Raw genomic sequence first — 11412 nt, forward strand, 5'->3', positions numbered from 1 at the left:
CGTCCGGGGGCACACCATGGGTGTGTCCGGGCCTCGGAGACACACATGGCGTTCCACCGAGCGCACCGCCCTGGGCGCGAACCGGACAGTCGCCCCGGACGGAGAGACGGAACCGGCCGGCCCCTGGCGGGGCCGGCCGGTTACGCGGGTGTTGTTGTCACCAGAGCTGCTGGACGATGTCCGCCGCCTGCTCCTCCCACTGCGCGTACGCGTACGGGAAGGCGGAGACCTGGACCGTCTGGGCCGCTGCGGTCAGCGGCAGGTCGTGCCAGCCGCCGACGTTCTTCAGGGCGTTGAAGAACGCCTTGCTGGAGTAGTCCGGGTCCGTGATCTGCTCAGGCGTCCCCCAACCGGACGACGGGCGCTGCTGGAACAGGCCCTCCGAGTCGTGGTCGTTGTAGGCGCCGAGGTGACCCAGGTTGTACAGCTTCGACTCCTGCAGCGAGGTGGCGACGCCGATCACGGCGCCCCGCTCCCCCACGCCGGTCTCCTTGGCCGCCTTGACAATGGCCTTGGCGTTCTCGAGCTGGGCGTCGTCGAGCGGGATGCGCGACTGGGCGCCCTCGACGCCGTGCGGCATGAGCTGCTCCCGGCTGGGCCGGTCGGCCTTGGTCGGGACCTTGTCACCGCCGGTGGTCAGGTCGGACTTGACCGTCTCGGTACCGGTCTTCTTGCCGGTCGCCAGGCCGATGGCGGCCAGGGCGCCGGTGTGCGGGCCGCTGGTCACCGGTGCGGCGACGGCGGTGGGCCCGAACGCCAGCCCGCCCAGGCAGGCCACACCCGCGACGGTCAGCGCGGCGCGCCGGTTGGGGCTGGTGGCGATGGCGGTCCTCGCGGTGGCGGTCTTCGCGACGGCGGTCTTCGCGATGGCGGGGAGCCATTCAGTGAAGTACTGCTTCACGATGGTTGCCCTTTCGATCGTTACGACGCGCTCCGGGGTGAGCGCCCCTCGGGGGAACTACTGGCCGGTACGGGTTTGCGTTCCGGCGGTACGGGGGACACAACCAGCTCGGCCTGTCGGGCATTCCGGAAATGTGCGGATCCGCCGGGGCTGCGGCCCAGGTCACCCGGGATTCGGGATGGTCGTGACGGTCGGCGCGGTGGGGCGCGAGCCGGCCTCAACCGGTCGTGGGGACGCCGAACCGGACCAGGACGTGCCAGAGCTGCTTGAGGTGCTGGAGGGTCACCTCGGCGGGCCCGTGGTCGGCCCAGCGCTGCGGCTCGCGGACCACCGAGGCGGCGGCCCGGCCGATCAGCGCGGCGTGCACCGGCTCCCCCGGGCGGGCGAACTCGGCGTGCACCCGGGCGGCGAGCGGCGGGATGGCCGGCCCCCGGAACTCGGCGTCGACACCGTCCACCGGCAGTTCGAACCCGGTGTGCCAGCGCAGCGTGAAGCCGTGCCGCCGGGCCAGCCCGGCCAGGATCCGCCCCTCCTCGGTGCCCCGGAACGACGGGTCGACCACCACGGCCTCGACGTCCCGGGCCAGGCTCACCTCACCGTGCACCTGCGCCTCCACGTAGTCGTCCAGCGCCCGCCCGGCCGCGTCGGACGCCCGCTCCCGGCGGCGCAGCAGCGTCCGCAGCAGGGTGCCGGTGTCCATGCCGGCCACGCCCAGGCTGACCCCGGTCTCGGCGGTGGCGGCCAGCAGCGCGGCGAGCACCGGCTCGAACACCGTGACGGTGCCGAGGTCCTTCGGACCGAGGTGGCTGTCGCCGAAGGTGAAGGTGGCCCGCGCGAGCGTCGCGGGGCGCAGGCGCAGATGGCAGGAGCCGAACCGGGGGCAGGCGCCGTCCGGGTGGTCGAGCAGGTTGAGGCCGCCGTACTTCGGGCGCTCCGCGGCGGACACGCCGGGCCGCTGGTACGCCCCGCCGAACAGCCCCTCCTCCCAGCGGTCCCGGTCGCCGCCGGGGAACGCGGTCAGGCCGCCGTTGGAGATGCCCGTCTCGAACTGGCTGCGGTAGACGCCGTCCTGGTCGAGCGCCTCGGCCACCGTCCGGCCGTCGCGCAGCAGCCGGTCGGGGTGGAAGTTGAGGGTCAGGCGGCCGTGTGCGGCCACCGCCGCGAGAACCTCCTCGCAGCGGTACGCGGCGCCGGAGCCGGCGAGGTGCCGGGCGATGACGGCGAGCGCCGCCGGCCGGTCCCGCAGGGCGACGTCGCGGACGTGCCGGAGGGCGGCGGCCTGTGCGGGGGTCACCATCAGGTCGGACACGGGCCCGAGTATCGCCGCGCCTCCCACCGGGGCGCCACGGGGATTCTCAGGCGTCGGTGCCGAAGCCGTCGAGGGCCGCTCGCTCCGCCGGGTCGCGCAGCTCCTGGAAGACGGTGAGGTGCAGGCCCGCCGGGCCGTCGAGGCGGGCGTTGAGCGACTGCCACGGGGTGACCGTGGGCGGGGCGACCTCGGTGGCGCCCGCCGCGACGAGGCGCTCGGTCACCGCCCGGCTGTCGTCCACCTCGAACGCCACCCGCAACCGGGGCGCGACCTGGCGGCCGACCTCGACCTCGTCGATCAGCCGCTTCTGCGCCGGATTCGCCAGCTCCAGGGTGGCCCGGCCCGCCTCCAGGATCACCACCCGGGCGCCGTCGCCGCCCGAGTACGCCTCCTGCTCGGGCAGGCCCAGGGCGTCCCGGAAGAAGGCCACCGCCACGTCGTAGTCCTCGGCCTCGACGACCAGGCGCAGCTGGCGTACGGTCGGCGGCCCGTCGGCTCGGGAATCGTCCATGACGGAGGATCCTAGCCGCGTGTCGCGGCGCCGAGGCGGGCGAGGAAGTGGGCGTTGCCGCCGGTGCCGGCGAGCTGGCGGAGCAGCTGGTCCAGCGCCGCCTGCCGGTCCGGTACGGACAGCGCGGAACGCAGTGCCCGCAGGCGATCCCGCTCGACGTCGGTGAGCAGCAGCTCCTCCCGTCGCGTGCCGGAGGCGCGCAGGTCGACGGCGGGGAAGGTACGCCGGTCGGCCAGCGACCGGTCCAGCTTCAGCTCGGCGTTGCCGGTGCTCTTGAACTCCTCGAAGATGAGGCCGTCCGCGGCGGACCCGGTCTCGACCAGGGCCGACGCGATGACGGTCAGCGAACCGCCCTCCTCGACCGCGCGGGCGGCGGCCAGCAGTTGCTTGGGCGGGGTGAGCGCGGCCACGTCGACGCCGCCGGAGAGGGTGCGGCCCGCCGGGCGGACGCTCAGGTTGTAGGCGCGGGCGAGCCGGGTGAGCGAGTCGAGCAGCACGACCACGTCGTGGCCCAGCTCGACCAGGCGCTTCGCCCGCTCGATCGCCAGCTCCGCCACCGTGGTGTGGTCCTGCGGCGGACGGTCGAACGTGGCCGCGACGACCTCGCCCTTCACCGACCGAGAAAAGTCGGTGACCTCTTCCGGCCGCTCGTCGACCAGCACCACCATCAGGTGGCACTCCGGGTTGTTCCGGGTGATCGCGTTCGCGATCGCCTGCAGCACCATCGTCTTACCCGCCTTCGGCGGCGAGACGATCAGCGCCCGCTGGCCCTTGCCGATCGGCATCACCAGGTCGATGACCCGGGTGGTCAGCACGTTCGGCTCGGTCTCCAGCCGCAGCCGCTCCTGCGGGTGCACCGGCGTCAGCCGGTGGAAGTCCGGGCGGCGGCGCGCCTGCTCGGGCGGCGTCCCGTTGACGGTGTCGAGCCGGACCAGCGGGGCGTGCCGGCCGATGCGCGGCGGGGCACCGACCGCCCCCGTGACGAGGTCGCCGCGGCGCAGGCCGTACCGGCGCACCTGGCCGGCGGTGAGGTGGGCGTCCGCGGCGGAGGGCAGGTAGCCGTCCACCCGGAGCAGCGCGTGGTCGTCGACCGTGTCGACGATGCCGCTCACCGGGAGCGGCGCGGAGGTGTCGGTCATGGAGAGCCTTTCGATGGGTGGTCCCCGATCGGGACGGAGGTAGGAAGGGGTGGTCGGCGGCCCGAACGGGCGGCACGGCCGATGCGCGGGGCGATGGGGCTCACGGGCCGCACGATTCACCGGCTCCGCCGGGGCAACACGGCGGATTCGCGGCCCGGACAGCTCGCCGCCCGGATGTGCAAGGCGGCGGAAGACAGCACGACGGGCCTCTCCGGCACCGGGCGCGCGAGGCGCTGGCGGGTGCCGGCCGACGGACGACCGGGGTCGGTCCAGAAGAGGTCCGTGCCGGGTGTCGGACGGCGGTGGGACGCGTGCTGGCGGCCGGATCGGCGACCCGAACCGGGCGGCGGCCACACTCGGGAGAGCGGATTCCGGGTGGCGCGCCGCGCCGGCATCCGGATCCGTCGTCAGGTTAACCCCGGAACGCCGCCGCCGGCAAGCGGATCGCGGCCGGTTCGGTCCGGACCCGGGCCGGCGTTACAGTGAGGGACGCGCCGACCGGGAAGGCCCGCACCGTGACTGCTACGACCGTGGTCGACCAGGTCCACCTGGGTGACCACGTGTGTTGGACGCACGACGACGAGAGCGACGCTCTCGACGCCGTCGGCCGCTTCGCCGCCGCCGGCCTGCGCCTCGGTCACAAGGTCGTCTGCTTCACCGAGACCTCGCCGCCGCAGGCGCTGCGCGCCCGGGTCGACGCCGTCGGCGTGCCGACCGAGGCCGCGGTGGCGGCCGGCCGGCTGCGTATCGTGCCCGCCGTGGAGGTCTATCCGACGGGCGGGCGGCCGGCTCCGGAGACGATGGTCGCCACGGTGGTCGACGAGGTCGACCGCGCGCGACAGGAGGGCTACCCGGGGATCCGGCTGGCCGGGGACATGGCGTGGGTGCTGCGCAGCGGCAACACCCTGGACGACCTGCGCCGCTACGAGACCGCGCTCAACCCGCTCTTCCTGGACGCGCGGATCGCCGGCCTGTGCCTGTACGACCGGCGGCTCTTCCCGGCCGAGGCGATGCGCGCCCTCGTCGCGGCCCATCCCGGCACCGCCGGGCCGAAGAGCGCACGGACCTGGACGCCGCTGCTGCGGGCGTACCGGACGACCGACCCGCCGGGATTGCGGCTGGTGGGTCAGGTGGACCGGAGCAACCGGGAGGCGTTCACCGCGGTGCTGGCGGACGTGACGGCCGACGAGCGGGCGGCGGGACGGCCACCCGTGCTGGACGTCTCCGACCTGAGCTTCGCCGACGTGGGCGCCGCCACCGCGCTGGTCCGGGCGAATCGGGCCAGCGCCACCGGCATCCGGCTGGTCGGCTGCCGGCCGGCCCTGCACCGGCTGCTGCACCTGCTCGACGACGTCTCGACGGAGCGACCGGCGTGAGCGCACCCCCCGGCCCGACACCGACCGGTTTCCGGCACGAGCTGGCGTTCTACACCGACGCCGCGAGCCTGCTGGCGGTCACCGTGCCGTTCGTCCAGGAGGGACTCGCCGCGGGCGAGCCGGTGCTGGTGGCCACGCCCGGGCCGCAGCTCGCGCTGATCCGCGGGGCGCTCGGCGCGGCCGGCGACGCCGTCGGGTGGGCCGACATGACCGAGGCGGGGCGCAACCCCGGCCGGATCATCCCGTGGGTGCTGCAGGCGTTCGCCGACCGGCATCCCGACCGGCGGTTCCGGGTCATCGGCGAGCCGATCTGGGCCGGCCGCACCGCCGAGGAGTACCGGGCCTGCGCCCAGCACGAGGCCGCGATCAACTGGGCGTTCGCGGGCCGCGCGGGAAGCATCCTCTGCCCGTACGACGCGGGCCGACTCGACCCCGGCGTGCTCGCCGAGGCTCGCTGCACGCACCCGCTGCTGGTCGACGGCGGTGGGTGGCGGCGCATCGCCGGCTACGCCCCGGTGGAGGTCACCGAGCGGCACAACAAGCCGCTGCCCGCCCCGGCCGAGCAGGTCGCGGTGCTCCGCTACGACCTGGCGACGCTGCCCCGGGTCCGGCAGTTCGTCGCCGACCAGGCGGTGGCCGCCGGACTGGCCGCCGACCGGGTGCCCGACCTGCAGATCGCGGTCACCGAGCTGGCCACGAACAGCGTGGCGCACGCCGGGGGCGCCGGCACCCTCCAGGCGTGGTGCACGGACCGGCACCTCGTGTGCGAGGTCCACGACGACGGCTGGCTGGCCGACCCGCTCGCCGGGCGGCTCGCCCCGGCGCACGACGGCATCGGCGGGCGAGGGCTGGTCATCGTGCACGCCCTGTGCGACCTCGTGCTGGTGCACACCACGGCGGCCGGCACCACGGTCCGGCTGCACATGCTGAGGGAGGCCCCGTGACGGGAACGGAACCGACGCTGCGTGCGGTCGGCCGGGTCGAGTCGCCGTTGACCGATCCGGCGGCGGCGCCGAAGCAGGGCGACGAGGGCGCGCCGCCGGCGTGGCTGGTCTTCGACGAGGCGTACGCCCCGGCGCTGCACGGCCTGCGGCCCGGCGCGGACGTGCTCGTGCTGACCTGGTTGGACCGGGCCCGGCGGGACGTGCTCGCGGTGCACCCGCGCGGAGACGTGTCGCGGCCCGAGACCGGCGTGTTCGCCACCCGCTCGCCGCACCGGCCCAACCCGATCGGGTTGCACCGGGTGCGGGTGCTCGACGTGACCGGCGCACGGCTGCACGTCGCCGACCTGGAGGCGCTCGACGGCACTCCCGTACTCGATGTCAAGCCGGTGCTCGACGGCGAGCGCTGAGGCCGGCGGCGCCCGGCCGGGCCGCTGACCCGGCCGGGCGATCGGCTCAGTGCCCGCGGGCGATCCACTCGTCGAGGTGGGGCGCCTCGGCGGCGATGGTGGTGTCGTCGCCGTGTCCGGTGTGGACCACGGTCTGCGGTGGCAGGGTGAGCAGCCGGGCGCGGATCGACTCGACGATCGTCCCGAAGTCGCTGAAGGAGCGGCCGGTGGCGCCGGGACCGCCGGCGAAGAGGGTGTCCCCGGTGAAGACCGCGCCGAGGTCGGGGGCGTACAGGCTGCACGCGCCCGGGCTGTGACCGGGGGTGTGCAGCACCCGGAGCGTGGTGCCCCCGACCTCGACGACCTGCCCGTCGGTGAGGTCGCCGTCGGGCGGGGTGGCCGGGTGGACCAAATCCCAGAGCACCCGGTCGGCCGGGTGCAGCAGCACCGGCGCCCCGGTGGCCCGGGCCAGGTCGGGCGCGACCCGGACGTGGTCGTCGTGGGCGTGGGTGGCCAGCACGGCGAGCACCCGGCGGTCGCCGATCACCGCGCGGATGGCGGCCACGTCGTGCGGGGCGTCGAGGACCACGCACTCGGTGTCGTCGCCGACCACCCAGACGTTGTTGTCGACGTCGAAGGTCTGCCCGTCGAGGGAGAACGTGCCGGAGGTGACGGTGTGGTCGACGCGGGCGGTCACGGGAAGACCACCACCGACCGGAGCACGTCGCCGTGGTGCATCCGCGTGAACGCCTCCTCGACCTGGTCGAGGGCGATCTCCTCGGTGACGAAGGCGTCCAGGTCGAGGCGGCCCTGCCGGTAGAGCTCGGTGAGCATCGGGAAGTCGCGGCTGGGCAGGCAGTCGCCGTACCAGCTGGACTTGAGGGCGCCGCCGCGGCCGAAGACGTCCAGCAGGGGCAGCTCGACCGTCATCTGCGGGGTGGGCACGCCGACCAGCACGACCGTGCCGGCCAGGTCCCGGGCGTAGAAGGCCTGCTTCCAGGTCTCCGGGCGGCCCACCGCCTCGATGACCACGTCGGCGCCGAATCCGCCGGTGGCGGCGCGAATCGCCTCGACCGGGTCGTCCTCGGAGGCGTTGACGGTGTGCGTGGCGCCGAACTTCCGCGCCCAGTCGAGCTTCCGGGAGTCGGTGTCCACCGCGATGATGGTGGTCGCCCCGGCCAGCGCCGCGCCGGCCACCGCCGCGTCGCCGACGCCGCCGCAGCCGATCACCGCCACCGAGTCGCCCCGGGTGACGCCGCCCGTGTTCATGGCCGCGCCGAGGCCGGCCATCACGCCGCAGCCGAGCAGCCCCACGGCGGCGGGCCGGGCGGACGGGTCGACCTTGGTGCACTGGCCGGCGTGCACCAGGGTCTTCTCGGCGAACGCGCCGATGCCGAGGGCGGGCGCCAGCTCGGTGCCGTCGGTCAGCGTCATCTTCCGCGCGGCGTTGTGGGTGTTGAAGCAGTACCAGGGGCGGCCCCGCCGGCAGGCCCGGCACTGCCCGCAGACCGCCCGCCAGTTGAGCACCACGAAGTCACCGGGGGCCACGTCGGTGACCCCCTCCCCCACCTGCTCTACGATGCCGGCGGCCTCGTGGCCGAGCAGGAACGGGTAGTCGTCGTTGATGCCGCCCTCGCGGTAGTGCAGGTCGGTGTGGCACACCCCGCAGGACTGCACGCGCACCACCGCCTCGCCGGGCCCGGGGTCGGGCACCACGATCGTGGTGACCTCCACGGGCGCGCCCTTGCGCAGCGACACGACTCCCCGGACTTCCTGGCTCACGGTGCCTCCTCAGGTTCGCTCGGAAGCCGAACCTACCGCCGATCATCGTCGGCGGCCCAGGGCCGATGGGCGGGTTATCCGGCGCGTTGCGGGGTACGCGGGGGCCCGGTTCTCCGGCACCGACGGGAGTGATCATGAGGTTGACCCATGCGCCGCTACGGATCATCATCGGCGCGTTCTTCCTGAATTCCGGGCTGTCCAAGCGCACCCTGGAGGGCGAGGCCGCCGCCGGTATGCACGGCATGGCGGTCGGGGCGATACCCCAGCTGCGCCAGTTCCCGCCAGACCAGTTCGCGAAGCTGCTGTCCCGTTCCGAGATCGCGCTGGGCGCCGCGCTGCTCACCCCGTTCGTGCCGTCGCTGCTGGTCGGCGCCGGGCTGACCGCTTTCGGCGCCGGCCTGGTGCAGCTCTACCTCAAGACGCCCGGGATGCGGGAGGCGAACAGCCTGAAGCCGTCCCAGGCCGGCATCGGGCTGGCCAAGGACAGCTGGCTGGTCGGCGCCGGGCTGACGCTGGTGCTGGACTCACTGGCCCACAAGCGCCGGTTCACGTGACCGGACTCCCCACGGCCGCGGGCACCGGCACGGTGTCGGCGGCGTACCGGCGGCGGGCGGCGTTGCGGTAGCGCAGCACCTGGACCGCGCCGAGGCCCCAGAGCAGGTACTGCACGGCGAACGCCCAGCGGAACGCGGACAGCGGCGGCGTGCTCCGACCGGCCGGCGTGGTCAGGTCGAGCACCACGCCGACGGCCAGGATGAGCAGGATCGAGGCGACGAACCCGCCGACGTTGACGATGCCCGTGGCGCTGCCGATCCGGTGCACCGGGTTGAAGGTGCGCGCGTAGTCGAAACCGATCACCGAGCCGGGGCCGTTGACCGCGAGGACGACCACCAGGGCCACGAGCAGCCCGTGCGGGGCGCGGCCGGGCCAGGCCAGCACCACCGCCCAGACGGCCGCCGTGGCGGCGGTGATGGCGAAGACCACCGCCGAGCGGTGGAACGGGTGCCGGGCGCACAGGTGGGCGATGACCGGGCCGCAGATCAGGGTCACCACCGTCATGAGGGTGAGCAGGGCGGCCGCCGAGGTGGGCGCGAAGCCCTGGCCCTGCACCAGGAACGGGTAGCCCCAGAGGAGCGCGAACACCGAACCGGAGAACTGGGTGACGAAGTGCGTCCAGAGGCCCAGCCGGGTGCCGGGCTGGGCCCAGGCGTCGGCGAGCTGCCGGCGTACGGTGGCCAGGTCGGGTGCGAGCGCGGTGGTGTGCCCGGCGTGCGGGGTGTCCCGGACCGCGACGAGCACCAGCAGCAGCACCGTCGCGCCGAGCGCCGCGGCGGTCAGGAACGCCGGCGTCCAGCCGGCGTGGTGCAGCAGCGCCACCAGGGGTACGGCGCCGAGCACCGCCCCGAGCTGCCCGACCGTGCCGGTGAGCTGCACGAGCAGCGGGTTTCGCCGGCCCGGGAACCAGAACGCCACGATCCGCAGCACGCTGATGAAGGTCATCGCGTCACCCAGGCCGACCAGCACCCGGGCGGCGACGGCGAGCCGGACGTCGGTGGCCACGGCGAAGCAGAGCTGCCCGGCCACCATGAGCGCGCCGCCGGCCAGCAGCAGCCGGCGCGAACCGAACCGGTCGAGCAGCACCCCGACCGGGATCTGCATGGCCGCGTAGACGGCGAGCTGGGCGACGCTGAAGGTGGCCAGGGCGGCGGCGTTGATGTGGAAGCGCTCCGCCGCGTCGACCCCGGTGACGCCGAGCGAGCTGCGGTGGAAGACCGCGGCCACGTACGCGGTGACGGCCACCGCGAAGACCAGGGCGGCGGAGCGGCGCGGGATGACCGTGGAGGTGGTGGCGCTCACCGCAGCGTCCGCAGCACGGTCGCGGCGTTGTCGATGTGCGCGCCGACCGCGGCCAGCCACGCTCCCGGGTCGTCGCCGTCGAGGGCGGCGAGCTGGCCGGCATGCTCGGTGAGGGCCACCTCGGCCCAGCCCGGCGAGAGCCGGAAGCTGGCCTCGCCCATCCGCAGCTGCCGGTCGCGCAGCCGGTGGTACAGCTCGGCGAGGATCTCGTTGCCGGCCGCCTCCACGACGGTGGCGTGGAACGCCCGGTCGGCGGCCATCAGCGCGGTGACGTCGCCGGCGGCGTGGGACCGGCGCATCTCGTCGAGCCAGCGGGCCAGGTCGCCGCGGATGGCGGCCCGTCGCGGCCAGACCCGCTCGGCGGCGTGCAGCTCGACCAGGCGGCGGGCCTCGACGACGTCGGCGATCTCCCGGGCCGAGACCGGCCGGATCAGCGCTCCGCGCTTCGGGTAGAGCTTGACCAGGCCCTCGGCCTCCAGGCGGAGCAGCGCCTCCCGGACCGGGGTCCGGGACACCCCGGTCGCCTCGGCGATCTCGCCCTCGCTGATCAGCAGCCCGCCCGGGTAGACCTGCTCCAGGATCGCCCGCTTGAGGTGCTGGTACGCCCGCTCGGCGGCGGACGGCGCGGCCGGCCGGGCGCCGGGCACCGGGGTGGGATGCGTCATGTATCTATGGTGCGCCCCGGGCCTGCGGGTGCCGTCGCCCACCGCCGCGAACGTGGCCCGGGCCACGTCAACGGAGCGCGATGACGTCCTCGGCCGTGCGGGTGAAGCGGGTACCGGAGGGCCGGCCCAGGGTGTCGAGGAGGTCGGCGAGCCAGCCGGCCTCGGCGGGGGTGGCGGGTTGCAGGCGCATCCGGCGCATCCGGACCGGAACGAGGCGCAGCCGGCGCAGCTCGCCGGTGGCGGCGTCGAGGGTGGGCAGGTGCAGTAGCCGCAGCTCGGGCCGGTACGCCTCCTGCCCGCCGATGCCCTCGTAGTCGTCGATCAGGTCGCCGCAGCCGTAGAGGATCAGCCGGCCCCGGTAGCGCTCGACCGGGCGGGGATGGTGGGACGAGTGCCCGTGCACCACGTGCACCCCGGCGTCGACCAGCGCGTGCGCGAACTCGACGTGCTCGTCCGGCACCTCGCGACCCCAGTTGCTCCCCCAGTGCACCGAGACCACCACCAGGTCCGCCGGCCGCACGGTCCGGGCGATCCGCTCGGCG

12 protein-coding genes and 1 pseudogene are annotated in these 11412 nt (G+C 74.7%); 4 read left to right on the forward strand and 9 right to left on the reverse strand.

What is annotated here, in order from left to right; genetic code table 11:
• Window positions 1–157 precede the first annotated feature (157 nt).
• From ACW0Q9_RS24190 to rho, 4 genes and pseudogenes are all read right to left on the reverse strand, one after another.
• Window positions 158–901, reverse strand: coding sequence for a hypothetical protein (locus tag ACW0Q9_RS24190; protein WP_456184995.1), 744 nt, complete (start codon window positions 899–901; stop codon window positions 158–160).
• Between the two features lie 217 nt (window positions 902–1118).
• A complete protein-coding gene (locus ACW0Q9_RS24195; protein WP_456185017.1) occupies window positions 1119–2198 on the reverse strand; it encodes a DUF3626 domain-containing protein in 1080 nt (359 codons plus the stop codon).
• 58 nt (window positions 2199–2256) lie between these two features.
• Window positions 2257–2721, reverse strand: a complete 465-nt coding sequence (locus ACW0Q9_RS24200; RefSeq protein WP_456184997.1) for a VOC family protein — start codon at window positions 2719–2721, stop codon at window positions 2257–2259.
• An 11-nt stretch (window positions 2722–2732) separates the two neighbouring features.
• A pseudogene (rho, locus tag ACW0Q9_RS24205) lies at window positions 2733–3839 on the reverse strand (transcription termination factor Rho); the annotation flags it as partial.
• 536 nt (window positions 3840–4375) lie between these two features.
• Here rho and ACW0Q9_RS24210 point away from each other — a divergent pair.
• The 3 genes from ACW0Q9_RS24210 to tsaA are packed head-to-tail and all read left to right on the forward strand — an operon-like array spanning window position 4376 to window position 6587.
• A complete protein-coding gene (locus ACW0Q9_RS24210; RefSeq protein ID WP_456184999.1) occupies window positions 4376–5236 on the forward strand; it encodes an MEDS domain-containing protein in 861 nt (286 codons plus the stop codon).
• On the forward strand, window positions 5233–6180 hold the full coding sequence (locus ACW0Q9_RS24215) for an anti-sigma factor RsbA family regulatory protein (protein WP_456185001.1): 948 nt from the start codon (window positions 5233–5235) through the stop codon (window positions 6178–6180). The genes ACW0Q9_RS24210 and ACW0Q9_RS24215 overlap by 4 nt, the downstream gene beginning before the upstream one ends.
• Complete coding sequence (tsaA, locus tag ACW0Q9_RS24220; protein ID WP_456185003.1) at window positions 6177–6587, forward strand: tRNA (N6-threonylcarbamoyladenosine(37)-N6)-methyltransferase TrmO; 411 nt, start codon at window positions 6177–6179, stop codon at window positions 6585–6587. Before ACW0Q9_RS24215 ends, tsaA begins: the two co-directional genes overlap by 4 nt.
• 46 nt (window positions 6588–6633) lie before the next feature.
• Here the strand turns inward: tsaA and ACW0Q9_RS24225 are convergent, their stop codons facing one another.
• Entirely contained in the window at window positions 6634–7263 is a 630-nt protein-coding gene (locus ACW0Q9_RS24225) for an MBL fold metallo-hydrolase (protein ID WP_456185005.1), read from the reverse strand.
• Window positions 7260–8348 carry an S-(hydroxymethyl)mycothiol dehydrogenase gene (locus ACW0Q9_RS24230; RefSeq protein WP_456185007.1) on the reverse strand — a complete coding sequence of 363 codons (1089 nt, stop codon included), beginning with the start codon at window positions 8346–8348 and terminating at the stop codon, window positions 7260–7262. Before ACW0Q9_RS24230 ends, ACW0Q9_RS24225 begins: the two co-directional genes overlap by 4 nt.
• A 134-nt stretch (window positions 8349–8482) precedes the next feature.
• Here ACW0Q9_RS24230 and ACW0Q9_RS24235 point away from each other — a divergent pair, with 134 nt between their 5' ends.
• A complete protein-coding gene (locus ACW0Q9_RS24235; protein WP_456185009.1) occupies window positions 8483–8902 on the forward strand; it encodes a hypothetical protein in 420 nt (139 codons plus the stop codon).
• Here ACW0Q9_RS24235 and ACW0Q9_RS24240 read toward each other — a convergent pair.
• From ACW0Q9_RS24240 to ACW0Q9_RS24250, 3 genes are all read right to left on the reverse strand, one after another.
• Window positions 8895–10205, reverse strand: coding sequence for an MFS transporter (locus tag ACW0Q9_RS24240; protein WP_456185011.1), 1311 nt, complete (start codon window positions 10203–10205; stop codon window positions 8895–8897). The two genes, ACW0Q9_RS24235 and ACW0Q9_RS24240, sit on opposite strands and share 8 nt — an antisense overlap.
• The gene (locus tag ACW0Q9_RS24245) at window positions 10202–10870 is read right to left on the reverse strand and encodes a GntR family transcriptional regulator (RefSeq protein ID WP_456185013.1); all 669 of its coding nucleotides are present in this window, start codon (window positions 10868–10870) and stop codon (window positions 10202–10204) included. The genes ACW0Q9_RS24240 and ACW0Q9_RS24245 overlap by 4 nt, the downstream gene beginning before the upstream one ends.
• A 67-nt stretch (window positions 10871–10937) precedes the next feature.
• Window positions 10938–11412, reverse strand: a 475-nt coding sequence (locus ACW0Q9_RS24250; RefSeq protein ID WP_456185015.1) for a CapA family protein, incomplete at its 5' end; no start/stop codon positions are given.

It is taken from the genome of Micromonospora sp. I033, assembly GCF_053890995.1.